Origin of the sequence: Clostridium sp. 1001271st1 H5, from assembly GCF_005845215.1 — a bacterium.
Taxonomy (GTDB): Bacteria; Bacillota; Clostridia; order Lachnospirales; family Lachnospiraceae; genus Enterocloster.
The window spans coordinates 44,191-68,940 of record NZ_SPHO01000022.1 but is presented as its reverse complement, the minus strand read 5'-3'; the positions used below and the strand labels follow the sequence as shown (position 1 = coordinate 68,940).

The 24,750-nt window shown below is 47.1% G+C and carries 33 protein-coding genes; 31 read left to right on the top strand and 2 right to left on the bottom strand.

Translation table 11 applies throughout. The annotated features are described in order from the left end of the window. The first annotated feature begins 143 nt into the window (after positions 1-143). The 6 genes from FGS84_RS25130 (at position 144) to FGS84_RS25105 (ending at position 6,898) form a co-directional block, all read left to right on the top strand. A complete protein-coding gene (locus FGS84_RS25130) occupies positions 144-1,589 on the top strand; it encodes a histidine kinase (protein WP_138310992.1) in 1,446 nt (481 codons plus the stop codon). Between the two features lie 24 nt (positions 1,590-1,613). Further along, on the top strand, positions 1,614-2,450 hold the full coding sequence (locus FGS84_RS25125; RefSeq protein ID WP_138310991.1) for a response regulator: 837 nt from the start codon (positions 1,614-1,616) through the stop codon (positions 2,448-2,450). A 343-nt stretch (positions 2,451-2,793) separates the two neighbouring features. Beyond that, positions 2,794-3,825 (top strand): TRAP transporter substrate-binding protein, encoded by a 1,032-nt coding sequence (locus FGS84_RS25120; RefSeq protein ID WP_138310990.1) that lies wholly within the window; start codon positions 2,794-2,796, stop codon positions 3,823-3,825. Position 3,826: 1 nt separating this feature from the next. Then, a complete protein-coding gene (locus tag FGS84_RS25115) occupies positions 3,827-4,330 on the top strand; it encodes a TRAP transporter small permease (RefSeq protein WP_138310989.1) in 504 nt (167 codons plus the stop codon). Next, positions 4,327-5,634 (top strand): TRAP transporter large permease, encoded by a 1,308-nt coding sequence (locus FGS84_RS25110; RefSeq protein WP_138310988.1) that lies wholly within the window; start codon positions 4,327-4,329, stop codon positions 5,632-5,634. Before FGS84_RS25115 ends, FGS84_RS25110 begins: the two co-directional genes overlap by 4 nt. Before the next feature lie 352 nt (positions 5,635-5,986). Beyond that, entirely contained in the window at positions 5,987-6,898 is a 912-nt protein-coding gene (locus tag FGS84_RS25105; RefSeq protein ID WP_138310987.1) for an AEC family transporter, read from the top strand. A gap of 327 nt (positions 6,899-7,225) precedes the next feature. Here FGS84_RS25105 and FGS84_RS25100 read toward each other — a convergent pair whose 3' ends face one another. Beyond that, positions 7,226-7,933 (bottom strand): helix-turn-helix transcriptional regulator, encoded by a 708-nt coding sequence (locus FGS84_RS25100; protein ID WP_138310986.1) that lies wholly within the window; start codon positions 7,931-7,933, stop codon positions 7,226-7,228. A gap of 173 nt (positions 7,934-8,106) precedes the next feature. On the opposite strand from FGS84_RS25100, the gene FGS84_RS25095 reads away from it, so the two are divergent. Genes FGS84_RS25095 through FGS84_RS31655 form a run of 3 tightly spaced genes read left to right on the top strand, consistent with a single transcriptional unit; the run spans position 8,107 to position 10,901 of the window. Further along, entirely contained in the window at positions 8,107-8,307 is a 201-nt protein-coding gene (locus tag FGS84_RS25095; protein ID WP_138310985.1) for a hypothetical protein, read from the top strand. Positions 8,308-8,310: 3 nt separating this feature from the next. Next, a complete protein-coding gene (locus tag FGS84_RS25090) occupies positions 8,311-8,715 on the top strand; it encodes a hypothetical protein (RefSeq protein ID WP_138310984.1) in 405 nt (134 codons plus the stop codon). Further along, positions 8,712-10,901 (top strand): phage/plasmid primase, P4 family, encoded by a 2,190-nt coding sequence (locus FGS84_RS31655; protein ID WP_243130071.1) that lies wholly within the window; start codon positions 8,712-8,714, stop codon positions 10,899-10,901. Before FGS84_RS25090 ends, FGS84_RS31655 begins: the two co-directional genes overlap by 4 nt. Positions 10,902-11,741: 840 nt before the next feature. Here FGS84_RS31655 and FGS84_RS25075 read toward each other — a convergent pair. Beyond that, the gene (locus tag FGS84_RS25075) at positions 11,742-12,149 is read right to left on the bottom strand and encodes a helix-turn-helix transcriptional regulator (RefSeq protein ID WP_009295585.1); all 408 of its coding nucleotides are present in this window, start codon (positions 12,147-12,149) and stop codon (positions 11,742-11,744) included. Positions 12,150-12,390: 241 nt separating this feature from the next. On the opposite strand from FGS84_RS25075, the gene FGS84_RS25070 reads away from it, so the two are divergent. The 22 genes from FGS84_RS25070 to terL all read left to right on the top strand — a co-directional run bounded on the left by FGS84_RS25070 (position 12,391) and on the right by terL (position 24,749). Beyond that, a complete protein-coding gene (locus FGS84_RS25070) occupies positions 12,391-12,681 on the top strand; it encodes a hypothetical protein (RefSeq protein WP_009320368.1) in 291 nt (96 codons plus the stop codon). A gap of 29 nt (positions 12,682-12,710) precedes the next feature. Continuing rightward, the gene (locus FGS84_RS25065) at positions 12,711-12,881 is read left to right on the top strand and encodes a hypothetical protein (RefSeq protein ID WP_009295587.1); all 171 of its coding nucleotides are present in this window, start codon (positions 12,711-12,713) and stop codon (positions 12,879-12,881) included. Positions 12,882-12,920: 39 nt separating this feature from the next. Continuing rightward, complete coding sequence (locus FGS84_RS25060) at positions 12,921-13,097, top strand: hypothetical protein (protein ID WP_009295588.1); 177 nt, start codon at positions 12,921-12,923, stop codon at positions 13,095-13,097. Further along, a complete protein-coding gene (locus FGS84_RS25055) occupies positions 13,097-13,276 on the top strand; it encodes a hypothetical protein (RefSeq protein WP_009295589.1) in 180 nt (59 codons plus the stop codon). Before FGS84_RS25060 ends, FGS84_RS25055 begins: the two co-directional genes overlap by 1 nt. A gap of 22 nt (positions 13,277-13,298) precedes the next feature. Continuing rightward, complete coding sequence (locus FGS84_RS25050; protein ID WP_009295590.1) at positions 13,299-13,520, top strand: hypothetical protein; 222 nt, start codon at positions 13,299-13,301, stop codon at positions 13,518-13,520. A gap of 14 nt (positions 13,521-13,534) precedes the next feature. Further along, positions 13,535-13,738 (top strand): helix-turn-helix transcriptional regulator, encoded by a 204-nt coding sequence (locus FGS84_RS25045; RefSeq protein ID WP_009295591.1) that lies wholly within the window; start codon positions 13,535-13,537, stop codon positions 13,736-13,738. 14 nt (positions 13,739-13,752) lie between these two features. Beyond that, a complete protein-coding gene (locus FGS84_RS25040; RefSeq protein WP_009295592.1) occupies positions 13,753-15,846 on the top strand; it encodes a Mu transposase C-terminal domain-containing protein in 2,094 nt (697 codons plus the stop codon). Between the two features lie 144 nt (positions 15,847-15,990). Continuing rightward, entirely contained in the window at positions 15,991-16,965 is a 975-nt protein-coding gene (locus FGS84_RS25035) for an AAA family ATPase (RefSeq protein ID WP_009295594.1), read from the top strand. A 15-nt stretch (positions 16,966-16,980) separates the two neighbouring features. After that, the gene (locus FGS84_RS25030) at positions 16,981-17,208 is read left to right on the top strand and encodes a hypothetical protein (RefSeq protein WP_009295595.1); all 228 of its coding nucleotides are present in this window, start codon (positions 16,981-16,983) and stop codon (positions 17,206-17,208) included. Then, complete coding sequence (locus FGS84_RS25025) at positions 17,180-17,677, top strand: regulatory protein GemA (protein ID WP_009320362.1); 498 nt, start codon at positions 17,180-17,182, stop codon at positions 17,675-17,677. Before FGS84_RS25030 ends, FGS84_RS25025 begins: the two co-directional genes overlap by 29 nt. Beyond that, on the top strand, positions 17,640-17,888 hold the full coding sequence (locus tag FGS84_RS25020; RefSeq protein ID WP_009295597.1) for a hypothetical protein: 249 nt from the start codon (positions 17,640-17,642) through the stop codon (positions 17,886-17,888). The genes FGS84_RS25025 and FGS84_RS25020 overlap by 38 nt, the downstream gene beginning before the upstream one ends. Next, positions 17,875-18,291 (top strand): hypothetical protein, encoded by a 417-nt coding sequence (locus FGS84_RS25015; RefSeq protein WP_179963782.1) that lies wholly within the window; start codon positions 17,875-17,877, stop codon positions 18,289-18,291. The genes FGS84_RS25020 and FGS84_RS25015 overlap by 14 nt, the downstream gene beginning before the upstream one ends. Positions 18,292-18,305: 14 nt before the next feature. Next, positions 18,306-18,557 (top strand): AbrB/MazE/SpoVT family DNA-binding domain-containing protein, encoded by a 252-nt coding sequence (locus FGS84_RS25010; protein WP_009295599.1) that lies wholly within the window; start codon positions 18,306-18,308, stop codon positions 18,555-18,557. After that, complete coding sequence (locus FGS84_RS25005) at positions 18,557-19,243, top strand: hypothetical protein (RefSeq protein WP_138310983.1); 687 nt, start codon at positions 18,557-18,559, stop codon at positions 19,241-19,243. The genes FGS84_RS25010 and FGS84_RS25005 overlap by 1 nt, the downstream gene beginning before the upstream one ends. A gap of 2 nt (positions 19,244-19,245) precedes the next feature. Next, positions 19,246-19,416, top strand: a complete 171-nt coding sequence (locus FGS84_RS31055) for a hypothetical protein (protein ID WP_009295601.1) — start codon at positions 19,246-19,248, stop codon at positions 19,414-19,416. A gap of 2 nt (positions 19,417-19,418) precedes the next feature. Beyond that, the gene (locus FGS84_RS25000) at positions 19,419-20,945 is read left to right on the top strand and encodes an N-acetylmuramoyl-L-alanine amidase (protein ID WP_009295602.1); all 1,527 of its coding nucleotides are present in this window, start codon (positions 19,419-19,421) and stop codon (positions 20,943-20,945) included. Between the two features lie 19 nt (positions 20,946-20,964). Beyond that, positions 20,965-21,294 (top strand): Mor transcription activator family protein, encoded by a 330-nt coding sequence (locus FGS84_RS24995; protein WP_009295603.1) that lies wholly within the window; start codon positions 20,965-20,967, stop codon positions 21,292-21,294. A 127-nt stretch (positions 21,295-21,421) separates the two neighbouring features. Beyond that, complete coding sequence (locus FGS84_RS24990) at positions 21,422-21,739, top strand: hypothetical protein (protein WP_009295604.1); 318 nt, start codon at positions 21,422-21,424, stop codon at positions 21,737-21,739. A gap of 3 nt (positions 21,740-21,742) precedes the next feature. After that, positions 21,743-22,102, top strand: coding sequence for a hypothetical protein (locus tag FGS84_RS24985; RefSeq protein WP_009295605.1), 360 nt, complete (start codon positions 21,743-21,745; stop codon positions 22,100-22,102). Between the two features lie 10 nt (positions 22,103-22,112). After that, the gene (locus FGS84_RS24980; protein ID WP_009295606.1) at positions 22,113-22,427 is read left to right on the top strand and encodes a hypothetical protein; all 315 of its coding nucleotides are present in this window, start codon (positions 22,113-22,115) and stop codon (positions 22,425-22,427) included. After that, positions 22,427-22,990, top strand: coding sequence for a phage protein Gp27 family protein (locus FGS84_RS24975; RefSeq protein WP_009295607.1), 564 nt, complete (start codon positions 22,427-22,429; stop codon positions 22,988-22,990). Before FGS84_RS24980 ends, FGS84_RS24975 begins: the two co-directional genes overlap by 1 nt. Further along, positions 22,983-24,749, top strand: a complete 1,767-nt coding sequence (gene terL / locus FGS84_RS24970) for a phage terminase large subunit (RefSeq protein WP_009295608.1) — start codon at positions 22,983-22,985, stop codon at positions 24,747-24,749. Before FGS84_RS24975 ends, terL begins: the two co-directional genes overlap by 8 nt. The last annotated feature ends 1 nt before the right edge of the window (position 24,750 follow it).

Here is a 24,750-nt window from a genome sequence, read left to right as displayed (position 1 = left end):
GCCGGTAAATGGAAGATTATATTACCGGCTGCAGGCGTTTTTTGCTGTGAAAAATTGCAAAGTTCCGTCATGTTTTTGGTTTGTCTCTTCCAAAATGGTAAAATCTATTATAGAATAAGCTATGAGCGATGGAGGTAGACTGCATGAAAGGAAGGCAAGGAAGAAAACTGCATGGTATTTGGTTGTCCTGCTCCCTGGAACGGAAGGTCCGATGGATTACCATTTCCACGGCTGCCGTGGTCATCCTGTCCATAACAGCGGTAATGCTGGTTGCGGGCTATGGAATGAAGGGATTCGGGGATTTGCTCATGGGAAATTCACGGAGTCTGGCTTTTTGGTCGGCCATGGATGCTGAAAGCAGCTCCTTCCGGTATTATGCAGGAGACAGGACGCCTGAGAACAGGGAGAAGTATGAGATGTCCTGTGCCAGGACCCGGACAGCCCTGAAGTCCCTGCCTTTTGACTATGAGGAGATTGGGGCGGAACGGTACGGCGCCACCTGGTCTATTTTAAATATGTATGAGAATTACGCCAAAACCAGGGATGCGTTTCTGGAGCTGGAGGAAGATGCCCCGGATTATCTGGACAGGCTCTACACCGTTTACCGGGTTCAGGGGTATCTGGAAACCCATGCAGGGCGCCTGGAGCAGATGACTGTGGAATCAGGCAATGAACGGTATGAGATGCAGCGTCCCCTGTTCATCATCGTGCCCGTGGTCAGCATCCTGTGGGGTGCGGCAGCCCTTTTGATGGTGAGATGGCTGAACCGCTCCGTACAGAGAAGCATTGTCCGCCCCATGGTGGAGCTGGCAGAGGATTCCAGACGGATTGGGGAAAATGATTTCACAGGCCCTGACACCCATGCGGAGGGGGAGGATGAGATTGCCAGTCTGGTCAGGGCCTTTTGCACCATGAAGGCCAGCACCAGGGGATACATCGAAGCCCTGACGGAAAAGCATAAGATGGAAAAGCAGCTGGACGAGGTAAGGCTTCAGATGCTGAAGAACCAGATTAATCCTCATTTTCTGTTCAACACACTGAATATGATTGCCAGCACGGCACAGATTGAGGATGCGGCCGCCACGGAGAAGATGATAAATGCCCTGAGCCGCCTGTTCCGCTATAATCTAAAATCCACGGATTCCGTGATGCCCCTGGGGCGGGAGCTTAAGGTGGTGCAGGACTACATGTATTTACAGCAGATGCGTTTTGGGCAGAGAATCCGCTATGACACGGACTGCAGCCCGGACACCCTGGAGGTGCTGGTGCCTTCCTTTGCCCTGCAGCCGCTGGTGGAAAATGCCATTATCCACGGCATTTCCCCCAAAGGCCAGGGGGGGAGGATACATGTGCGCTCATGGATGAGGGGAGCGAGGCTATGGATATCGGTGGCGGACACGGGCCGGGGAATGGCCCTGGAACGGCTGGAGGAAATACGCATGGCCCTGGAACAGGGGGATGAGAAGGCCACCGGCGTCGGGGTTGGGAATATATACCGCAGGGTCCATGGCATGTATCAGGACGGCGAGGTTTTTATATACAGCAGTGAGGGACGGGGAACGGTCGTGCAGATGGCCTTTACACCCTGATGTCAGGACGAAAGGATGGGATATATGTATCGTGTATTGCTGGCGGATGATGAACAGATTGAACGGATGGCGCTGGCCAAGCGTCTTAAGCGGCATTTTGGCGACAGCCTGGATATCAGCGAGGCAGTAAACGGGGCAGAGGCCCTGGAGACATATAAAAGGGAAAAAAGCCAGATTGTGGTTATGGATATATCCATGCCGGAGATGAACGGGGTGGAGGCAGCCGAGCACATCCGCAGCCTGGATGAGGACTGCATCATCATTTTCCTGACAGCGTATGACGAGTTTTCCTATGCAAAGAGAGCCATTGTCATCCGGGCACTGGACTATCTGCTGAAGCCCTGCGAGGAGGAGGAACTGGTAGCTGTCATGGAGGAGGCCATGCGGCTGACGGACAAGCGGCTGACGGATAAGCGGCTGGCAGAAGCGGGGAAAGACAATGAGCCGCCGGATGGGGATGAGAGCCCGGAAAAAGCCTGGCCCGGCAGTGGACCGGCAGAAGGCCAGCCCAGGGACGACGGGGACGGGCGTCTGGCCCAGGTGGCGGAAACCATACGGGAATATATAAGGAATAATTATATGAAGGAGATATCCATGCAGGATGCGGCCAGGATGATGAATTATTCGGACGCCTATTTCTGCAAGCTGTTTAAACAATGTTTTGACCAGAATTTCACATCCTACCTTACAGGCTTCAGGGTCAATGAGGCCAAGAAGCTGCTGAGGGACAGGCGTATCAGCGTCAAGGACGTGAGCATGCAGGTAGGGTATTACGATTCCAATTATTTTGCAAAAGTGTTCAAGCGCATGACCGGAATGATACCATCCGAGTATAGGGATAGTGAGACTGCACAAAAATAGACGCAGGTTTTTGTGCATTTGTGCGAAGGTGGCTAGAAAAAAATGGGGGAGGACAAAATCTTCTTCCCGTATGACAAACTTTTACGGTACAAATTAAAGGCCCCTGGCTATATAATTAAGAAAGTGTTAAGAAGGCGCCAATAAATCTTAACGTTTTCTGGTTGATAGCCAAGGGGCTTTTGCTGTGGAGGAAAAGGACCGGGACTCTTAGGGAGTCCGGCAGCAGGCAGTAAAAGGCCGCTGTTTTGCAGTATGGGAAACAGTATTTCAGACCAGAATAAACAGGAACGCAGGTTTCAAGGATGCATTGAAACAAAAGAATTCGCCGTATGAAGGGAAAGGAATGAAAAAAGTGAGAAAATTCATAAAGAGAGTGGCGGTTGCCGCGCTTGCGGCTGCTGTGGCAGCAGGTCTTACAGGCTGTGGCTCAGTGACTTCCGGAAAGCGGATAATCCGCGTATCCCATGCCCAGTCAGAGACACATCCGGAGCACATAGGACTTCTGGCTTTTAAGGAATATGTGGAGGAACGGCTGGGAGACAAGTACGAGGTTCAGATATTCCCCAATGAAATCCTGGGTTCTGCCCAGAAGGCCATTGAGCTGACACAGACAGGGGCCATTGACTTTGTTGTGGCCGGAACCGCCAATCTTGAGACGTTTGCAGGCGTATACGAAATTTTCAGTATGCCCTATCTTTTTGACTCGGAGGATGTGTACAAGTCTGTTATGCAGGATACGGATTACATGGAAAAGGTTTATGAGTCCACGGACGAAGCCGGATTCAGGGTAGTTACCTGGTACAACGCAGGCGTCAGGAATTTTTATGCCAAGACCCCCATCCATACCCCTGATGACTTAAAGGGAAAGAAGATAAGGGTTCAGCAGAGCCCGGCCAGCGTGGCCATGGTCAATGCCTTTGGAGCAGCAGCAGCCCCTATGGGATTTGGTGAGGTATATACGGCCATCCAGCAGGGCGTCATTGACGGCGCGGAGAACAATGAGCTGGCGCTTACCAACAACAAGCACGGCGAGGTTGCCAAGTATTATGCCTACAACAAGCACCAGATGGTGCCGGATATGCTGGTTGCCAACCTGAAGTTCTTAAATGGCTTAAGTCCTGAGGAGTACCAGGTATTCAAGGACGCGGCTGCCCTGTCCACGGAGGTGGAGCTTAAGGAGTGGGATAAGAGCATTGAGGAAGCCAAGGACATTGCCATGAATGACATGGGCGTGGAATTTATCGACGTGGACGTGGATGCGTTCAAACAGAAGGTCCTGCCTCTGCATGAGACCATGCTAAATGATAATCCTAAGATTGTGGATTTGTACAACCATATCCAGGAAATAAATGAAAAAGCGAAGGGAGGAAAGTAGAATGGAGACAATGCATAAAGTGAGAGCCAGAATCATGCAGGTTCTGGGAATTTTCATCATCTGCCTGTTTATGCTGATGACTGTAATCGGAACCTATCAGATTGTTACCCGCTACTTCTTCAACAAGCCAAGTACTGTTTCCGAGGAACTTCTGACCTACAGCTTCACATGGATGGCGCTGCTGGCCTCCGCCTATGTGTTCGGCAAAAGGGACCATATGAGGATGGGATTTCTGGCAGATAAGATTAGCGGTACCGCAAAGAAATACCTGGAAGTCATCATTGACCTCCTGACCTTTGCCTTTGCCGGTGTTGTCATGGTGTACGGCGGTATTGCCATCACAAAGCTGACCATGATTCAGACCACCGCATCCCTCAGGGTGCCCATGGGATATATCTATGTGATTGTACCTGTGACAGGCATCATCATCATGATGTTCAGCCTGATGAACGCAGCAGACATGCTGCACACGGATTTCAGAAAAAAGGAGGATGCAGGGGTATGAATATAGCAGTAGTCTGCGGACTGATTATTTTAGTGCTTTTGGTTGTGATGCTTTTGGCGGGAGTTCCCATCGCAGTGGCCCTGGCAGTGTCATCTATCTGTGCAATCCTTCCGGTGCTCAATACAGGGGCAGCCGTGCTTACGGGCGCGCAGAGAATTTTTTCAGGCATATCCGTATTCAGCCTTCTTGCCATTCCGTTTTTCATCCTGGCAGGAAATATCATGAATAAGGGCGGTATTGCCATCCGTCTCATTAACTTTGCAAAGCTGTTTACAGGAAGCATACCAGGCGCCCTGGCCCATACCAATGCTGTGGCAAACATGCTGTTCGGCGCCATCTCCGGCTCCGGCACCGCAGCCGCCTCAGCCATGGGCTCCATCATTGGACCGATTGAGGAAGAGGAAGGATATGACAGGGATTTCTCTGCGGCGGCCAACATTGCCACAGCTCCCACCGGCCTTCTGATTCCTCCAAGCAATGTTATGATTACCTACTCCCTGGTCAGCGGCGGCACATCCGTGGCAGCCCTGTTCATGGCAGGATACATTCCAGGCATCCTCTGGGGGCTTGCCTGTATGGCGGTTATCTTCTATTTTGCAAAGAAGAAGGGGTACCGCAGCACCAGGAAATATTCCAACAGTGAAAAGGTGAAGGTATTTTTCCAGGCCATTCCCTGTCTGCTGATGATAGTTATTGTTATCGGCGGTATTATCAGCGGTATTTTTACGGCTACAGAGGGAAGCGTGGTGGCAGTGGTGTACAGCCTGATTCTGTCCCTGTTCTTCTATAAGTCCATCAAGTTTTCTGAGCTGCCTAAGATTTTCCTGGACAGCGCTGAGATGACAGGCATCATCATTTTCCTTATCGGTGTGTCCAGCATCATGAGCTGGGTCATGGCCTTTACGGGAATCCCCACAGCCGTATCCGAGGCAATGCTGGGTATCAGCAACAACCGGTATGTGATTCTTTTCATCATCAACATCCTTCTGCTGATTATCGGTACATTTATGGACATGACGCCTGCCTGTCTTATCTTTACACCCATTTTCCTGCCAATCTGCCAGGCCCTGGGTATGAATACCGTACACTTTGGTATCATGATGATATTCAACCTGTGTATCGGAACCATCACGCCTCCGGTGGGAACCACGCTGTTTGTGGGTGTTAAGGTGGGTAAGACCAAGATTGAAAATGTAATTAAGCCGCTGTTATTGTATTTTGCAGCCATATTCGCTGTGCTGCTGCTTGTATCCTATGTTCCGATTCTGTCTATGTGGCTGCCGGGACTGCTGGGATATGTATAGGCGGTACAGGAGTTCTTAGCATGAAACAGCCTCTGCGGAGGGTCGCGGACCGGGACGCATGTAAGGCTGCGCGCATTATTTCATAAGGGTTTGGAAAGACCGGCGCCAGGTGGGGGCCGGTCTTTCCGGCTTTTAGGCGGGTTCTTGTTTTGTTATTGCAGTTTGCCGCTGTTTTTGATATTATTACTAGGGTGCGCAGATGGCAGAAATGAATTTTCGAACAGGCCCTAATACCTGCGCAGTTGAGTGATGCGGCAGAAGGGGAATGGAAATGGGTAATGCAAACGTGAAATGTAAATATAGAATGCTTATATTGGGGCGGATAGAGTAAACGGATGGGAGAATTGGCAAAATGGCAGAAGTGTTGATGAAGGCCGGGTCCTTTGTGGCCGTAATAATTATGGGAAATCTGCTGAGAAGGGCAGGTTTTTTTAAAGAGGAGGATTTTTATGTCTTATCAAAAATCGTACTTAGGATAACCCTTCCCGCAGCAATCATATCTAATTTTTCCGGAATTGACCTGAAGCCCTCCATGCTGGTGATGACGCTGTTGGGATTTGGCGGAGGAATTCTGTATATCAGTATGGCATTTATAATGAGTATTGGGAAGAAACGGGAAGAATGGGCATTCAATACCATGAATCTGCCCGGATACAATATAGGCAATTTCACCATGCCCTTTGCCCAGGGTTTTCTGGGACCCATGGGTGTGGTGGCTACCAGTTTATTTGATACCGGAAATGCGTTCATCTGCCTGGGAGGGTCCTACAGCGCTGCAGTGATGATTAAGGAGAAAAATACCAGGTTCAGCATTCTGCCGGTTATGAAGACGCTGCTTAAATCCGTACCCTTTGACGCCTATCTGCTCATGACCGTGCTGTCGCTTCTTCATGTGGCACTGCCTGCGCCCATTACCACATTTACCGGAGTCATTGGAAATGCAAACGCATTTATGGCTATGCTCATGATCGGGGTTGGGTTTAAGCTGAATGGTGATAGCAGCCAGCTGGGGAAAATCGTGAAGATACTTGCGGCCCGGTATTCGGCGGCCATTGCGTTGGCCCTAATCTTTTACTTTCTTCTGCCATTTAGCATGGAATACAGGCAGGCATTGACCATACTTGCCCTTAGCCCCATGTCCTCTGCTGCGCCTGCATTTACAGGGAACCTGAATTCGGATGTGGGACTGGCAAGCGCGGCCAACTCCATATCCGTGGTAATCAGCACGGTTTTGATTACCGGGACGCTGATGATGATATTGTAGGCATTATGGGAGCGGCTGCCGGAAGATACAGCGGGGAGGCCAGGAAGGGTTGGGGAGAAAAAAATTTAAAAAAGTTTTGCAGGTGTGTATAATTCTTTGGAACGGGGCCATAATAGGAGTATACACGAAAGAGAAAATAATTAATACTTATCCTCCCCTTTTTAAATCAGCTCCGGCGCAATGGTGTGCCGGGGCTGATTTTTTGCGGGGTGAGTGCTATGCTGGTTTCTGCTTGAAAGGGGTGTGTACCCACAATTTACCCACAATCGATTTTACGGAATGAAAAGAGCCAGGCGGGGGAGGGAATGCGCCTGGCTTGTAGATAGACTAAATTGAGGAGTGCAAACCTATTTCAGAAAGTTGTTCATGTATTTTTTCTATAGTTTCAAGTTGGGTGGCGTGTTCTTTCCTGTAAATCTCCCAGTCTTTATCAGAACGTATTCGAGATTCTTCTAAAAATTTTTCATGTTCATCATAAAGTTTTTTGAGCCGTTGCTCTGTTTCAATATTTTCTTTTTTAATATCAGCCTTTTCTTTATCAGTAAACTGATTATAAATATTTGCGTGTAAAATCCGTGAAATTATTTCTTTTAAAGACTGAGTTATTAAAAAGCTTATATATTCAATTTGGCCATAATCAAAAAGTTCATGATTTTCCAATGTGCTCCGATAAAGTTGGGTTAATCCATAAAAGTCATCATCTTCTAACATAGTAGAAATAATAATACCAATATCGGTATTCCGTTCTAAGTAATTACAAGCATTATCAGTTAGTCCGTAAAAATCAAACATGTTTTTGTGTTCTTCACGATAGTTGTCCGTATTTCCAAGAAGGTAATCAACTGGTAAAGTGCAATTAAAGTAATCATACAAAGAGTCCAAAAACTCAATATCTGGAGTCCTTTCTCCTTTTTCATAGTAGCTTATGGCGCCTCTTGATACTTTTAACTCTTTGGCAAATTGTTCTTGTGTCAATCCCGCAGTTTCTCGAAGCTGTTTTAAGCGTTTAGAAAAACGTTTCGTTGCATATCCCATTGTAAAGCCTCCAATTTCTTATGTGAGCTCAAATTTGTTGAAACATAAAATATAATGAGTACAAATGTTGAATGAATACAAATGTTGTTGTATAATACATATTGTAACAGATGTAATCATGGTTTTCAATACTTATTTAAACAGAGATAAACAAGTAGAAGGGAGTCAAAGCAATGAGAGCACGAGCAATGAACATGGTAGCCGGAGAGAGCCGCCTTATGGATACGGAGGAATTACGGGCATATACCAACTTGGGGCGCAACAATGCAATGAAGCTGGGGGAGGAAATCGGCGCAAAGGTTAAGATAGGGAAGCGTGTCCTGTGGGACAAGGTGAAGGTTGACCAGTACCTTAATAACCTCACGGGGGTGTAAACCATGAACAATGAATATTACACAGGGCTGAAAAAAGAACATCAGGACCACACACCAGTGCAGAGAGCGGCGGCAACCGTGGAACCTGTAAATAGGAAGGAACCATGGATGATTGTTGCGGATGTACTCCCTGAGGGCAAGGAAAATGCCGTGAGTGCAGGGGCTCTATGTAACCGCCTGGGAGTTGAGACAGTCCGGGAGCTGCAAAAGGAGATTGCCAGGGAGAGGGCGGCCGGGGCCGTCATACTTTCCACCTGTCAGGAGGACGGAGGGTATTTCCTGCCTGGGAACGTCCGGGAGGTCAAGGAGTTCATAAAGACGCTGGAGAACAGGGGCAGGAACACGCTGCGGGCATTGGAATCAGCCAGGGAGTTACTGCGGAAGTGGGAGGACACAGGCGATATATGATTACATTACAGGAACTATTGACACACTTTGAGGTATCAAGGAAGATTGGTCCGGCCTCTTACCAATGTAAATGCCCGGTGCATTATGACAGCAAGGCAAGCCTTACCATATCAGAGGACAAAGGCAAATTGCTGCTGCACTGTCATGCAGGATGCGAGACAAAGGACATCCTGGAGGAAGTAGGCTTGTCATTCCAGGATTTAGGGGACTACAGGCCGCCCCAGTGGAAGGAACGTCTGGAATTTGCCCAGGGCAAGACCATAGAAGCCATATATGATTATAAGACGGCAGAGGGTCGCTATCTCTATTCCAAGGTAAGATTTGAGGGAAAGAAAATACGGTACGTCACCATAGACCGGAAGAACGATACATATAAGTACCACAAGAAAACTGACCATGCAGTATTATACAATCTTCCTTCCCTGATAAGGGCCGTCAAGGCAGGTTATCCGGTATATATTGTGGAAGGTGAGAAGGATGCCGATACCCTGAACAAGCTGGGGTATACCGCAACTACAGCCGGCAGCACCAGCGATTGGCGCAGGGAATATGCTTTTTATTTTGCTGGGGCAAAGGTGGTAATTCTCCCTGATAATGATGAACCGGGAATGAAGCTGAAAGACCAGATAGTGAGGGATTTAAGGCATTTTGCTCATTCCATCCGCTGGACAATCACGTCCTTAGCTGATAAAGGGGATGTGACAGATTACCTTACAAAGGAAGGTCATAGCAAGGAAGAACTTGACGAGTTGATAGCAGCTTCAGAAAACCGGGGTGCTCCATGGCTTTTCACGGATGGGGAGGGAGCACGGGCCAAGGTGAGAATAAATGGGGACATACTGGCTGACAGCATCAGCCGTGGTCTGCCCTATCTGATAGTCAGGAGGCCGGAGGAAGATAGGGACGATTTCTACCTGTATGAGGACGGGGTATATAACAAATGCAACCGCAACAAGGTAAAATCCCTTATCCGGCGGTATGTCCCCGTGGGGATGGCAAGTGACAACATGATTAATAATGTGTACAACCTTCTCTTATGTAAGGACAGCAATATATGTACGTTCCGGGAACTGGATACAGACGAGAAATATATAAATCTTAAGAATGGCCTGTATAACCTTGAAACCAGGAAGCTGGAGCCGCACACGCCAAAGCTGCGGAGCACGATGCAGCTTAATTGCGAGTACCACCCGGAGGACACGGCCCGGCCAGTGTTTGACCGCTATATGGATGACCTGTGCAGCGACAGGGAAGGGAAGGTGGACCAGGAGAAGATGGCCGTGATTCAGGAATATATGGGGCTTATCCTCTCCAATGTGAAGGTATACCGGATAAAGCTGGCCCTGGTGCTGTGGTCACTCCTGGGTAATTCCGGTAAGACGCAGATACTTAACCTTGTGGGTGAACTGCTGGGGACAGATAAGATTGCGAACATCCCCATCCAGCAGATGAATGAGGCTTCCAAGTTCACCCTGGGGAGCATCATAGGGAAACGCCTGATAAGCATAGGGGACCAGACGGGCAGTGAGATAAAGGACAGCTCTGTATTTAAGCAGCTTACAGGCGGGGACGCTGTGAAGATAGAACCAAAGAATAAACAGCCATTTTATTACATAGTCCCTGGAGGGATTGCCATAGCCTGTAACAATCTCCCTAGTTTCCAGGATGATAAGGGCGGTCATATCTTTGAACGGTTGTGTGTGGTGCCCTGCACGAATACCATAGAGCAGGAACGCCGGGACAGTGCATTACTGGATAAGATACTGAATGAGCGCAACGCTATCTTTAACTGGTTCCTGGAAGGGCTGCACAGGCTGATTGACCACAATTTTAAAATTACCCATTCCTCTGCCTGTGAGGAAGCCATAAAGGATTACCATGAAAAGCTGGATACTGTTTTCCGTTATCTGTCAGAATTTTATATCATTACAGGAGACAGGGCGGATATGGTGCTTAAGGCAGATTTTGACAGCGCATATATGAACTGGTGCATGTTGAATGAGTTCGCCCATGTGAATAAGCAGAACATCCGGGATAGGATGGAGGCCAACGGATGCCCGGCAGACAAGGCTAATATGGAGGGAAAGAGGGGCGTGATGGTGTACAGGAACCTTAAACAGAAGGAAGAGGGATTCCAAGGCGTTACACAGGAAGAGTACACACAAGGAAAAATACCATTCAATTAGTTGACATAAAATAAAAGCGGAGGTTTTGGAGCAAAAGCGGAGGGAAAGCGGAGGTTTTAAAGGCCAAAGCGGAGGCAAAAATCCTTTAAAATCAATAGAAGCGGAGAAGCGGAGATTTTTTTCACTGAATATTTAAATAATGAAATGCAACATAGTTAGTCTGTAGAATAAGAAACATAGTGTTAAAAATGTTCACTGAACTGGAAAAAAATTGTAACTTAACAGAATATCTGACAAAAAGGACATTCTAACGTGAGACCATCCGTGAAGAGGTGGGAAATGACGGGAAACCCCGTGAAATCAAGGTTTGTGGCGAATTTCATAGAGAAAAAATGAAGCATCTTTGACAGCGAATTTGAGAATAAGCTGTTTCGGATGCTTTTTTTGTGCCCTTGGAAGGGAGGGAAGTGGATAGAGTGCTTGGAAGCATTGGTTTTACTTGGTTTTTGAGCACTTGTTCTATCCACAACACCTCAAAGTTAGGTTGTAAGGACATTATACATCAGGCATCCTCTTCTGAAAATAGGTCAAGCGTTATAACGTGGCGTTATTGCGTTACTGATTAAGTGTTGTCAATGTGCGTGTTTGTTTCGTAAAGTCCCATAAAATAAGGGTTTTTTGAAAGTAACGCTTTGAAAAAAAGGCGTTACTCAATGCAATCAGTACACGGAACAGGAGAGCCGGGACTGGATGCAATCAAAGTGACAAATTGGAACCTTGCAAATAAAGTTGTCACTTTGGCTTATTTTCAAGGAAAAATGAACTTTTTCGGGAATTGCTTCCCTAAAAAGCAAAGTGACAATAAAAGGGTTACAAGTAACCCAAAAAAGCATAAAAAAATCAGCCAACCATGTCACCATTTTCTGTACCTATCAATCCGGATGATTTTGCAGTCACATCTCTTTCTTTTTTCACCTTCCGGAGCTTTAGTTGCAATAAGCCCATGAGTTCCTCTTTGTCATCTTCAGGAAGCTCCCGGAAACCATTCAACAGCTCCTCTTCCAATTTGCAGATATTGGACTTCTGCATATTGGAAGATATTCCGGTTGCCAACCAATTCATATCACACTCTAACACTTGTGAAAGCTTATAAAATGCAATAACGGAAGGCGTAGTTTTTCCGTTTTCGATTTTGCTCAATGCTCCTGAAGTGATGTCACATCTCTCATATATGTCTGTTTGAGAGAGTTTCAATTCTTTTCTTCTTGTTTTAATACGTTCACCAATTCCCATCATATCTAATTCCATGATGACCTCTCTTTCTGCAAATTGGAATATATATTCTTCCTGAAAGCAGAAAAAGTGTTGATATTCTGCAAATAGGAAGATATAATAAACCTTGCAAGGGTTACTTGTAACCCACTAATCCAAGATAAATCATATCAAAAAACTTAGTAAATCTCAATAGTCGGAGTTCTCCGGCACAAAGAAAGTCACCCGGTTCAGGGTATCAGAAAATGGAACTATGAAGGAATGAAGGAGGTGCAGGATGCAGAAGCAGGAATTTGAGGAAAGAATTGAAAGAACTGTCACGGATGAGCAGTACAAAGTGATTGAAGAAGTCTACATGTGGCATCCATCTATCCGGAACACATCCGGCAAAGATGAAGTTGCTGAACTGTATAAGAGCTTTGGTATGACAATCTTCCATGACATGCTTCCAAGAGCAAAGAAAGCCCATGAGCTTGATGAGCTCCTCCGGAACGCACAGAGAGAAGTGCAACGGATACAGGAAGAGATAGAAGAGCTGTCCTGTCCTACTTTAAGAGTTGAAGAATGAGACAGTGGCATCAGGGAAAGGAAGGTTTTATGAAGGTAACAAGGATACAAGACAAGTATAACCCGGACAAGGTTTGGATGATAAAGCGGTACCTGTGCGGTACATTCTATGTCAATCAGGAGATTAAGGGGCAGAAGTTCTATGACCGTGATAGAAGGATGACAAAGCGGATGCTTGTCAGTATCGGAGTTTTAGCTTGAAGCCCTGATGTTCAAATATATAGAGAGGAGATGAGGCATTTGCTGAACCTGTCAAGTGATGAAATGGAAGCATTGGTTGAGCACAGAGAGAAGTTGGATGCAGAGCTTGAGCAGCTCCGGGAGAACCGGATGGAGCTTGAGGCAGAGATTGAGGGAAAGGAAAACGCTCTCAATATAATTGACAAAATTATAGAGGGGACGGAGGTGAGCTACTGATGAAGAACGGAAAGGCTCCCACAAGGGAACAGAAGAAGATAATGAAGGCTCATGGATTGGTGCCGGAGAATTGGCTTGTGGTCAAGAACCTTCCGGACTCATTGGAAGTAGTGAGCCGGGTATCTCTGAAGAAGGTTGGAGGAAAACCAAAGACAAGGACTATATCAAAGAGCCTGTAATTGGTTGGAAAGGTAGGCTGTAATGGAGAAATACAAGGATAGTGATGTGGAGTTGATGTCAATACTCCTGAAGCTTCAGGAACAGACAAGCCCCATCAGGATGTCCATAGGATACACAGTAGGCGGCACAGTCCGTCAGGGTATCATCCTGTATGAGGCGGCTCCAAAAGTCATTGAGACCCTTATAGAAAAAGGATACACCTGTGACCTGAATGGTTGCGGTATGAGGGTATACAAGCTGTGATGTGAGGTGAGCAGATGGCAACAAAGCAGACGAGACTGACACCCTTTGGGCGGAAGGTCAGGAAAAGGCTCATAGACAAGAATATGACACAGGTGGAGCTTGCTGCTTTGCTTGGATGCAATAAGCAGTACATCCATAAGATTTTAGTCGGTGAGCGTAGTGGAAAGAAATACATTGAGGCAATATCAAGGATACTGGATATTGAGGTAGCAGCATGAAGGAGGTGAGCTGATTGGCTGAAGTATATGTCACATTGGGAGAAGCTGCTGAACTGGAAAGAGTTAAGTACAACACAATGGTCAAGAGGGTATTAAGGAAGCAAGAGTCCTTTGTGACCAAGACCGAGAAGTCAGAGAATGGCGGAAAAGATGTGGTACTTGTGGCGGTCTCCTCACTTTCAAAGCAGGCAAGGAACGCATGGAAGGAACGGGAGAAGCTGAAATCTTTCACGGAAGAATTTCCGGACAAGAAAGAGGATGAGCAGAAGCCGGAAGTTCCATGGTATGTGAATACAGATGTTGATTGGTACATTGAAAACTACAAGGAGAGATACTACAAGGCTGTGGAGCTTGGGAACGTGGTCAGAAAGTTCCTTCAGTATGACGAAGGAGACCGGACAAAGTACGCTGAAGAGTTTGCACAGAAGTATCTTGGAAAAGGTCAGAGAACACTCTACCGATACACCAAGGCATACCTTGAAGCATCCGCATGGGCGGACAAGCTTGAGAAGGAAGACGGAGCAGGGCGTGAGTTCTTCAAGGTTCTCTGCCTGTGCCGGAAGCCAAAAGAAACCGGATGCTTTCCAAGTATCAAGCCGGAGGTCAAACAGGTTATCAAGAATATATGGTTCAATGAGGACTTTGCCCGAAACCAAGGAACCCGTGAGATGCTGTATGAGAAGCTGACAGCCATTGCCAATATCAACAAGTGGGAGAAGATACCATCCTATCAGACGGTGACAAGGTACATCAGTTACCTCATGGAGGATGAGGGGATGAGGAACGCTTGGTTCCTTGCATCCCGTGGTACCCGTGAGTACAAGAATAAGGTCATGGTGAAAGGAAGCAGAGACACCAAGGGGCTTCAGGTGATGCAGATTGTCATGGGTGATGAGCATACCTTTGACTGTTGGGTGAGCTACAAGCAGCCTAATGGCAAGGTTATAGCCATCAAGCCACACTTGGCTGCATGGGTAGACATGAGGAGCAGGGTCATCATGGGAGATGTGATGTGCAAGGATGCCAACTCTGACATCCTGAAGCAGAGCCTACTCAAAATGATATATTCAGAGCCGGGCGGAGTTCCGGAGTATCTCTACATAGACAATGGTAAGGACTACACAGCCAAGACCATGACAGGAAGAGACAGGAATGACCGGAGCGGCATGAACTTTGACAATGAGACAATGGGCTTCTACAAGAGTATAGGCATCAAGGATGACCACAGGGCTCTTCCTTATGAGCCATGGAGCAAAGGTCAGATTGAGAGGTTCTTCCGTACCGTGTGCAATAAGTTCACACGTTGGATGAAGTCATACACCGGAACACTGACAGGCTCAAAGACCTCTGACAAGGTGGATAAGGACATCAAGCGGATGCTTGAGAGAGGAGAACTCCTGACACTGGAAGAGTTCTATGAGAAGTGGCATGAATGGCTCACAACGGTCTACATGCACACGGAACACTCCGGACTGAAGAAGATGGGAGAGACTTATAAGAAGCCTTATGACTGCTTTATGAATGAGGACAGATACTTCAAGGCGGCACCGCCTAAGAGCTATGCAACCATGCTGATGATGAAGTCAGAGAACGTGCTTGTCCGTAACATTGGCATTACCAAGTGGGGATATGAGTACCGCTCTGATGAGCTTTGTGACTATATCGGGCGGAAGGTTGACATCAAGTATGACCCGGATGATATGGCTGTCCTGTATGTCTTTGACCAAAAGGGCAAGCGTATCTGTGAAGCATATTGTCAGGAGCTTCTTCAGATAGCTCCGAAGGTTACACAGAAAGCTCTTGAGGAGCACCTGAAGATGCAGAAGAGACAGCAGAAGCGTGACCGGGAAAGACTTGAAGAGGCAAGGAGACCGTTTGAGGAACTCAATGAGCAGTATGTTGGCTTCAATGAGACTACAGGTGGTATTGAGCTGATGATAGGTGGAAAGAAGCAGGAGAAGGCTGCAAAGGTCATCACGATACCTACAGACAGAACCTATCAGCAGGGCTTCAGAGCCGAGAAGAGAGAAGAGCCTGAAGCGGACAGCGAATACATGAGCAGGCAGGCAGAAAACGCCCTCAAGAAGCTTAGAGCTATAGGAGGATGATATGGTCAGGATGATATTGATTGGAGCTGCCCTTGTGGTTATGGCAGTTATAGCATTGGTTGAATTGGCGTGGTTGGCATTTTCGATTGCGGCGGCGTACTTGGAAAATATGAAATAAGGTTGAAGGAAAGGAAGGTTGTAAACATGGAAGCATTGAATACCTACAAAACAGAGAAGACATTGGCAGAGCAGATGAATGAGAGACTGGCGGAGATGAAGATGACGAAGGCAGAGGCAGCTCTCAAGATGAACTACTCAAGAGCAGCACTTAGTCAGTACCTCAATGGGAAGTATGCAAGTGACCCTACAGAGCTTGAGAAGAAGGTCAGAGAGTTTCTTGCCGCTACCGGAGGCGTTGCTGAAGGTCAGGAACCGGAGAACAGCGTACCTACAGGAGCAGGCACACTCAAGAAGAAGGTGGAGTTCTTTGAGAGCAGAGACTTTGTGCAGACCATTGGTGTGTGTCAGGCATGTCAGGAGTACATGGGGCTTGGGATAATCGTTGGAAAGTCCGGTCAGGGAAAGACACACGCCCTGAAGAAATATGCAGAGCTTCCAAGGGTGGCATACATTGAGTGTGATGACACAATGGCTTGCCGGGACTTGGTGGAAGCCATTGAGAACGGTATAGGACTCCCAAAGGGTTACGGTGGAACGATATGGAGCAGAGTCAACCGCATCCGTGAGTTTTTCAATACCAATGAAGGGTTCCTACTCATCATTGATGAGGCAGACAAGCTCATCAACAAGTACACACAGAAGAAGATGGAGATACTCCGTGGTATCTTTGACCAGTCGAATGTAGGCATTGTCATAGCAGGAGAGCCGAGACTTGAGACAGAGCTGAAGGGCAATCTTGCCCGGTTTGCTAACAGGATGGACTTCTACTACAAGCTGAAGGGACTGTCAAAGAATGAAGTAGTTGACTACCTTGAAGGATATGAGGTGGATGAGGCTGCCATGGGTGAGATGATAAGCCGGGCAACCAACACACAAAGCGGATGCTTCCGTCTGTTGGACAGAACGCTCAACAACGTGCTCCGTATCCTGAAGCAGAAGGGTGAGACCCGTATAACCATGAAGATTGTGAGTGAAGCATCCAACATGATGATGTTGTAGGAAGGAGAGAGTTCTATGAAGGAGATTAAGATTGCACTTAGTGGAGAGAAGGAAGAGCAGATTGCTCAACATATTATGAAGAGCGTATATGAAGCAATCAATGAGCATGGATACTGTGACATCAATCTGTGTGCAGATACTATCCCGGAGCCTAGAAAGGATATACAGATACCTACATTCCTGACGCAGTATGCAAGAGGCGGAGTCATTGAGAATGGGAACGATAAGAGAAAGAGAGGATAGTATGGCAGGAAATACATCACAGCCAAGTATCAAGAGGGTGTGGGGGATTGCCAAGAGTCCGGAGCTGAAGCTCACGGATGAGGAGCTGCATCTTCTTGTTCAGGCACATACAGGAAAGGACAGTATCAAGGCTCTCAACAAAAGGGAGCTTCAGACTGTCATCCGTGTACTTGGTAACATGAAGGACTCTGCTAAGAAGTCAGAGCGTGGAAGGAACCGATACAGCGGAAGTGAAGTCACAGAGAACCAACGGAAGAAGATATACAAGCTCACACAAGAGCTTGGATGGGACAAGCCTGCAAGGGTCAATGGAATGTGTCAGAAGATGTTTGGTGTCAGTGCGGTTGAGTGGCTGAACTATCAGCAATGCTCAAAGCTCATTGAAGCTCTGAAGAGTATGTTGAAGAGGCAGAAGGAGAAGGAGGAGCAGGATGAGGGATTGCAAGCTAATAGTGACAGTCAGGGATGACAAGGTCAACTTTGAGGGACAGGACATCAGTGTTGAGGAGTTGGCACAGATAGCAGGCTTCCTTCAGGTGTTCGTTGGCATGGAAGGTCTGAAACGTGGACTGGATATGGATGATGTGAAGAACAACATGCTTGACATCCATCTTGCTGCAATGGAAACGCTAGAGGAACAGCTCCGGGCAGGAAAACTTGACCCGGATGACAGCTCATAAGAGGAAGGAGTGGTATATAGTGGCGAAGAATAAACGGTTGACCAATAAGGAGAAGCAGGCAAGGGCAGAGCTCAAGAAGAGGATGCAGGACAAAGGGGTGCTTCCTCCGGATAAGCCGAAGCTGAACCGGAAGAAGTTCATTGATGAAGCAAGGGAAGAGTGGAATGGCAGAAGTAGTGACTGCTTTATATGGGAGCATTACCTCATGGATGCCATCTCCTACATGCTTTGTCAGAGAGAAGGGATGAGCTCAAGAGCCTCACTTGAGGCTGTAGGAGCTGCCAAAGTTCTGAAGCTTGCCATCAGGCTCCGTGAGTTCTCTGAAGAGGTCAGGGAAAAGGGTGAGCATGAGTACAAGTTGGTTGACCAGTACAACTATATCAAGGACATCTTGGATGCCTAGAAAGGAGCAGACAAATGAGTACAGCTTACAAGAAGATGACAAGCCACGGGTCAATCAGTATCCCGGTGGCAATGAGGAGAGAACTTGGCATTGAGCCAAAAGACCCTATGATTGTGGAAGAGCATCAGGGTGAAATCAGAATAAAACCGTACACGCTCCGTTGTAATTTTTGCGGAACGACAGAGGATGTGCATGAGTTTCATGGGAAGGGTATCTGTGAAGCCTGTGCAACAAAAGCATTTGAGAAGTTAGGAGGAGGACAGTAATGGAACAGCAGGCAGTGAAGAGCATGACCAATGAACAGCTCATTGGAGCATGTGTGTGGCTTGACCGTGAACAGAAGAAGAGCCGGGCTATGATGAACAGCTACAAGGCGGAGCTTCAGGCTAGAGGATTGGCTATCATGGAAGACCACAATGTGAAGTATGTGAAGTTTTACGGTGATGAGGGTAGTGCTGCCATCACAGACAGCATGAGCCTTGACATCCTGAACCCGGACAAGCTGAAGGAGCTTGTGGGTGAGGGAGTATACAAGATGAAGGTCAAAGAGGAGACCAAGACAACCTACAAATTTGACAGCAAATTTGAGAAGGCTATGAAGGCAATCTTCACAGGTGACTACACCTTTGAGACCACACTTGAGGAGTTCCTTGATGAAATGAGCATCAAGCCGGATGACAAGCAGAAGAAGCTCCTCCTGAAGAAACTGAAGGGAGAGTTTGAGAAGGACAAGGAGACTCTCATCTCTGTATTGGTTCCTGAAGGGGAAACAGTTCCGGACTTTGACGTGGAGCTGTGGTACATCTACCGTATCAAGAACGGGGAACTCATCAAAGCTTTTCTTCCGGAAGAGATGATTGATGCCATCATTGAGGGCATCCGGAAGAGCATCTTTGTGGAGACCAAGACATCCATCACATTAGACTATGATGACACGGAAAAGGAGGACTAATCATGGCAGAACAGAGCAAGGACATCCTTAGTGAATACACCAAGGACATAACTCCGGAGCAGAGAGCAGAGCTTCAGGAGAAAGTGAGCAACATGACGGAAGAGGAACTCAAAGAGTTCCGCAATAGTTTAGACCCTGACAGCATGGGATTTTTTGGAGAGGAGAGTGTGTAGAAATGGCAGCACCAAAGATTGAGAAGCTCCTGACCCCGTACAATTTCACAAATAAGGATAACGCAGGGCGTATCAAGTACATTGTTATCCATTATGTAGGGGCTCTTGGAGGAGCAGAGGCAAATTGTAAGTATTATGCAAGTAAGTATCTTGGAGCATCAGCACACTACTTTGTAGGCTTTAATGGAGAGGTATGGCAGAGTGTTGAGGATGAGGACATTGCATGGCACTGTGGAGCAAGCAGCTATAAACATGCAGAGTGCAGGAATAGCAACTCTATAGGCATTGAGATGTGTGTCCGCAACAAAGGAAGTCAGTCAGCGGAAAGCAAGGATTGGTACTTTGAAGAGGCAACTGTCAATGCTGCCATTGAACTGACTAAGTATCTGATGCAGAAGTATGGAGTTCCTGCTTCCAATGTTATCCGTCACCATGATGTGACCGGAAAGATATGTCCTAATCCGTATGTGTATAATTCGACAAAGCACACATGGGATGCCTTCAAGAAAGCTATTTCAGGAGGGACAGAGCAGAAGGACAGCATGACCAAGATAACCGGAAAATCTGAAGCTACAGCGGAGCAGATGACAGCATACATCAAGGCAAAGAATGGCAGCGTTGCACAGAGCGTACTTGATATGATACCTCTGTATCTGTCTGAAGGTGAAGCGGAGAATATCCGTGGTGACATTGCATTTGCACAGAGCTGTCTTGAGACAGGCAACTTCACCTTCTCCGGAAGTGCTGTGGAGCTCTCACAGAATAATTTCTGTGGTATGGGAGTGACACAGAACGGAGAGACAGGAAACAGTTTCAAAACGCCACAGCTTGGCATCCGGGCACAGATACAACACCTCAAGGCATACGCCAATACAACGAAGCTGAAGCAGGAATGTGTTGACCAACGCTTTGACCTTGTATCCCGTGGATGTGCTCCTTATGTGGAGTATCTTGGAATACAGGAGAACCCGAAGAGCAAAGGATGGGCGGCAGGAGCTGGATATGGTGAAAAGATACTGAAGATACTGGATGCAATTAAGGAAACCGGAAGCAGTCAGGCAGGAGATGGAAGTCCGAAGCCGGATGAGACCAAGAAGGATGATGACTTCAAGGAGTATCTCATCACAACCACATGTGATGTGCTGAACATCCGCTCCGGTGCAGGAACGGATAACAAGGTGGTAGGAGCTATCCGTGAAGTGGCAGGAAAGAAGAACAAGTACACCATTGTGGAGGAAAAGAACGGATGGGGCAGATTGAAGTCCGGAGCCGGATGGATAAGCCTCTCATACACCAAGAAGGTAGCTGCATCCACAGGCACAACATTCACACCGTATCTCATCACAACCACATGTGATGTACTGAACATCCGCTCCGGTGCAGGAACAGGATACAGTGTAGTAGGAGCCATCCGTGAAGTGACAGGAAAGAAGAACAAGTACACTATTGTGGAGGAAAAGAATGGATGGGGCAGATTGAAGTCCGGAGCCGGATGGATAAGCCTCTCATACACCAAGAAAGCCTCATAATAGTAGGAAGGAGGCTATAATGGTAGCAGATGAACTAACAAGAGCCCTCATTGAAGAGACCACATTAGAGGATATTTCAGAGAGCTACCGCCCTGTGGTGGACATCATAGGGATTGAGAAGTTCATTGAGCTTAGTGAGTATGCCAAAGGAGATGAGCTCTATTTTCCAAAGACAGAGAACATCATAGCTCCGGCAAGAAACAGGCGTATCAAGAAAGAGTGGAACGGATACAACTCAAAGGAGCTTGCAGAGAAGTATAATCTGACAACCAAGCAGATAGGAAACATACTGAAGGATGAGCCAATGATAGGACAGATGAGCATTTTTGACATGAATAATGATGATTGATTTTCCGAAAATGTTTCCCCTAAAGAGTCTTTCATAATGAGTATAAGATAAGAGCATGTACTTAGTACATGCTCTTATTGTTTTGTGCATTATTCTCAAAAAAAATGACAGAAAAGGAGTGGTTTGTATGACGAATTTTACAGTGGATGTATCACAGATTGTCCTCTTTATCGGTGTGATGGCGTTTATCGTCTCCATCATTACGGAGGCACTCAAAAAGTGGACATGGTTTGACAAGAAGGTGCCTACAGCCCTGACGGTCATCATCCTGTCCCTCATCCTCTGCCCGGTCTGCCTGTTGGGACTTGCGGCATATTATGGGGTAGCCATTGAGTGGTTCATGGTATTTGCATCATTCATTGCTGCCTTCATTGTGGCGTTGGTGTCAATGGATGGATGGGAAAGGGTCACAGAGCTTGCAGAAAAGCTCATCAGAAAGAAGTAGCCTATGGATTATGTTATCACGTTCTCTGATGTGATGGCAGGGGTTATCACTCTTGGGCTTGGAGTGATAACCTTCTTCATCAAGGGGTGGTTCAACAACCTCAAGAGCAGCACAGAGGAGATAAAAAAGCAGATTAAAGAGAATGATGACAAAGTAAATAAGAGAATTGACAAGTTGGAAGAGGAGACAGACCGGGATATAGCGAACATCAAACAGGAACTCAATGATATAAAGGGTGATTTTGCTACCACGTTTGTACTCCGTGAAGACTTCTTCCGCTCCATGAACGGAGTGGAGGACAGAATGAGGAGCATTGACAGCAAGATTGACAAGCTCCTAATGCAGAGTAACAGAAAAGAGTGAGGTGAACAACGTGAATGACTTAGAAAAAGCAGAAATCAAGCAGAACAAGGCAATCAGGGGATACATCATCCGGTGCTTGGTGAAGGGATACAACAACACAGCCCTCACAAGGCAGTTATCCAATGCCATGATAGCAGCCGGGCTCATCATATCCCCGGACATCAGCAAGTATCTTGATTATCTTCAGGGAGCCGGATACATCGAATTTACCGAGGAAAAGGTCACAGCCTACAATGCCTATGCCAATGATGCAGTCATCAAGCTCACCAAGGAAGGCGTAGACCTTGCGGAAGGTACGATTGAAGACAATGGGGTTGATATTTGATGGGTGATAAGAGAACCAAGCAGAGAATAACCTCAAAGATTGATGAGCTCCCTGAAGACTTGCGGATGAAAGTGGATGTGATGCTTGCTGACACATCCAATACCTATGAATATATTAGCCAATTCCTGAAGGGAGAGGGCTATGACATATCAAAGTCCAGTGTAGGCAGATATGCCACCCGGACAAATAACGCCATGCAGAGGCTTCTTGAAGCACAGGCACAGACTGACAGGCTGATACAGGTGGTGAAGGAGAACCCGGAAGCGGACTACACGGAAGCTGCCATACTCTTGACCATGAACGGGCTCCTGAACAAGGTGGCAACCGCAGAGGAAGAGTTCAATGAGATGCCACTTGATAAGGCAGGAAGGCTCATTGCTTCACTGTCCCGGACAAAGGTATATAAGGACAGGGTGAAGCAGGACATGAGAAGGAAGGCTGACATTGCTTTCCGTGAAATGGAGTCCGAGATGCTGAAGGTCATCAAGCAGGATGAGAAGTCAGCAGCACAGCTCAAGGAGATACTGGCAAAAGCAAAGGAGCGGATGATGGAAGATGATTGATATTGACAACTGGATGAGGGAGCTTGAGGAAGAGGAAGATATAGAAATCAAGAACAATGAGGAGTATCAGACCAAGCTCTTTGAGGAATATGTACTCCGTGGGTCAGACCATCAGGAGGAAAGAAGAAAACTGAATGAGAGGTATCTGTCCGGGGAGGAGCTCATGGGAGAGCATGGACTTAGAAAAGAACTTGCTGCCTTTGACATGTCATATTTTGGAAGGGCGTATCTTCCACACTACTTCATCCGGAAGTCACCACACTTCCATGAGGAGCTTGATGAGATATGGAGCCGGGGAGTAATGAAAGGAAGGAACCCTCTGAAGGAAGCAAAGGTCATATCAAGACTGAAGGGCTCCCGTCAGGTGGTGGCAGCTCCCCGTGGTCATGCAAAATCAACCAACTTCACATTCAAAGACAGTCTCCATGCCATCCTGTACGCATACAAGCACTACATTCTCATCCTGTCAGACTCTTCAGAACAGGCGGAAGGCTTTCTTGATGACATCAAGACAGAGCTTGAGGACAATGCAAACATTATCATGGACTTTGGCTCCCTGAAGGGAGACAAGGCATGGAGAACCGGAGTGATACTGACCAAGACAGACATCAAGGCGGAGGCAATAGGCTCCGGAAAGAAGGTCAGAGGTAGAAGACACCGGAACTGGAGACCTGACCTCATTGTACTGGATGATATTGAGAATGATGAGAATGTCAACACACCGGAGCAGAGGCGTAAGCTGAAGAATTGGTTTGACAAAGCAGTATCAAAAGCAGGGGATACCTACACAGACATCATGTATATAGGTACCATACTCCACTATGACTCCCTGCTCAACAATGTGCTTCAGAACCCAAGATATAAGACCAAGAAGTACAGGGCTGTCATATCAGAGGCAGTCAATACAAAGCTGTGGGATGAGTGGGAAAGCATCTACACCAACCTCTTCAATGAGAACCATGAGGAGGATGCAAGGACTTTCTATGAAGCCCATGAGGAAGAGATGCTCCTTGGAGCTGAAGTCCTTTGGGAAGAGAAGCTGTCCTACTATGACCTGATGGAGATTAAGGTATCCGAAGGTACAGCATCCTTCAATTCAGAGCTTCAGAATGACCCGATTGACCCGGAGAGTGCAACATTCAATCCTGAATGGTTCGATTATTATGAACCGGAGCTCATGGACTTCTCAAGTCCGGAGTTCGTCTTTGTAGGTGCAAATGACCCGTCACTTGGAAAGAATAAGAAGTCAGATACAAGCTCCATCATCAACCTTGCCCTGTCTACCAAGACCGGGTACATGTATGTGGTGGATGCCTCCGTAGAGAAAAGGAAGCCGGATGTCATCATTGAGGATGTGTTTGAGATGAACCGGAGACTGAAGAGGGACTGCAAGAAGGGCTTCTACAAGTTTGGTGTGGAAGTTGTCCAGTTCCAATACTTTTTCAAGGAGGTCATGGCTGCAAAGTCAGCCGAGGAAGGAGAGTATATCCCGATAGAGGAGATACAGTCAACGGTCAACAAGGTACTCCGTATTGAGTCATTGCAGCCTGTCATCAAGAACAAGTACCTGAAATTCAACCGGGAGCACAAGACACTCCTGAAACAGCTTCAGGAGTTCCCTATGGGAAAGAATGATGATGCTCCTGATGGTCTTCAGATGGCGGTGCAGCTTGCACAGACAGTCAAGGCGGTAGCATCAAAAGCAAATTACAAGACAGTCCTCCGGAGACGTTTCCGGATGGGTAAAGGTGCCTACTAGG

Bases quoted from the DNA above. Each gene is read 5' to 3' on its own strand.
- FGS84_RS25130 (WP_138310992.1), top strand. From the start codon at position 144: ATGAAAGGAAGGCAAGGAAGAAAACTGCATGGTATTTGGTTGTCCTGC.
- FGS84_RS25125 (WP_138310991.1), top strand. From the start codon at position 1,614: ATGTATCGTGTATTGCTGGCGGATGATGAACAGATTGAACGGATGGCG.
- FGS84_RS25120 (WP_138310990.1), top strand. From the start codon at position 2,794: ATGAAAAAAGTGAGAAAATTCATAAAGAGAGTGGCGGTTGCCGCGCTT.
- FGS84_RS25115 (WP_138310989.1), top strand. From the start codon at position 3,827: ATGGAGACAATGCATAAAGTGAGAGCCAGAATCATGCAGGTTCTGGGA.
- FGS84_RS25110 (WP_138310988.1), top strand. From the start codon at position 4,327: ATGAATATAGCAGTAGTCTGCGGACTGATTATTTTAGTGCTTTTGGTT.
- FGS84_RS25105 (WP_138310987.1), top strand. From the start codon at position 5,987: ATGGCAGAAGTGTTGATGAAGGCCGGGTCCTTTGTGGCCGTAATAATT.
- FGS84_RS25100 (WP_138310986.1), bottom strand. From the start codon at position 7,933: ATGGGATATGCAACGAAACGTTTTTCTAAACGCTTAAAACAGCTTCGA.
- FGS84_RS25095 (WP_138310985.1), top strand. From the start codon at position 8,107: ATGAGAGCACGAGCAATGAACATGGTAGCCGGAGAGAGCCGCCTTATG.
- FGS84_RS25090 (WP_138310984.1), top strand. From the start codon at position 8,311: ATGAACAATGAATATTACACAGGGCTGAAAAAAGAACATCAGGACCAC.
- FGS84_RS31655 (WP_243130071.1), top strand. From the start codon at position 8,712: ATGATTACATTACAGGAACTATTGACACACTTTGAGGTATCAAGGAAG.
- FGS84_RS25075 (WP_009295585.1), bottom strand. From the start codon at position 12,149: ATGGAATTAGATATGATGGGAATTGGTGAACGTATTAAAACAAGAAGA.
- FGS84_RS25070 (WP_009320368.1), top strand. From the start codon at position 12,391: ATGCAGAAGCAGGAATTTGAGGAAAGAATTGAAAGAACTGTCACGGAT.
- FGS84_RS25065 (WP_009295587.1), top strand. From the start codon at position 12,711: ATGAAGGTAACAAGGATACAAGACAAGTATAACCCGGACAAGGTTTGG.
- FGS84_RS25055 (WP_009295589.1), top strand. From the start codon at position 13,097: ATGAAGAACGGAAAGGCTCCCACAAGGGAACAGAAGAAGATAATGAAG.
- FGS84_RS25050 (WP_009295590.1), top strand. From the start codon at position 13,299: ATGGAGAAATACAAGGATAGTGATGTGGAGTTGATGTCAATACTCCTG.
- FGS84_RS25045 (WP_009295591.1), top strand. From the start codon at position 13,535: ATGGCAACAAAGCAGACGAGACTGACACCCTTTGGGCGGAAGGTCAGG.
- FGS84_RS25035 (WP_009295594.1), top strand. From the start codon at position 15,991: ATGGAAGCATTGAATACCTACAAAACAGAGAAGACATTGGCAGAGCAG.
- FGS84_RS25030 (WP_009295595.1), top strand. From the start codon at position 16,981: ATGAAGGAGATTAAGATTGCACTTAGTGGAGAGAAGGAAGAGCAGATT.
- FGS84_RS25025 (WP_009320362.1), top strand. From the start codon at position 17,180: ATGGGAACGATAAGAGAAAGAGAGGATAGTATGGCAGGAAATACATCA.
- FGS84_RS25020 (WP_009295597.1), top strand. From the start codon at position 17,640: ATGAGGGATTGCAAGCTAATAGTGACAGTCAGGGATGACAAGGTCAAC.
- FGS84_RS25015 (WP_179963782.1), top strand. From the start codon at position 17,875: ATGACAGCTCATAAGAGGAAGGAGTGGTATATAGTGGCGAAGAATAAA.
- FGS84_RS25010 (WP_009295599.1), top strand. From the start codon at position 18,306: ATGAGTACAGCTTACAAGAAGATGACAAGCCACGGGTCAATCAGTATC.
- FGS84_RS25005 (WP_138310983.1), top strand. From the start codon at position 18,557: ATGGAACAGCAGGCAGTGAAGAGCATGACCAATGAACAGCTCATTGGA.
- FGS84_RS31055 (WP_009295601.1), top strand. From the start codon at position 19,246: ATGGCAGAACAGAGCAAGGACATCCTTAGTGAATACACCAAGGACATA.
- FGS84_RS25000 (WP_009295602.1), top strand. From the start codon at position 19,419: ATGGCAGCACCAAAGATTGAGAAGCTCCTGACCCCGTACAATTTCACA.
- FGS84_RS24995 (WP_009295603.1), top strand. From the start codon at position 20,965: ATGGTAGCAGATGAACTAACAAGAGCCCTCATTGAAGAGACCACATTA.
- FGS84_RS24990 (WP_009295604.1), top strand. From the start codon at position 21,422: ATGACGAATTTTACAGTGGATGTATCACAGATTGTCCTCTTTATCGGT.
- FGS84_RS24985 (WP_009295605.1), top strand. From the start codon at position 21,743: ATGGATTATGTTATCACGTTCTCTGATGTGATGGCAGGGGTTATCACT.
- FGS84_RS24975 (WP_009295607.1), top strand. From the start codon at position 22,427: ATGGGTGATAAGAGAACCAAGCAGAGAATAACCTCAAAGATTGATGAG.
- terL (WP_009295608.1), top strand. From the start codon at position 22,983: ATGATTGATATTGACAACTGGATGAGGGAGCTTGAGGAAGAGGAAGAT.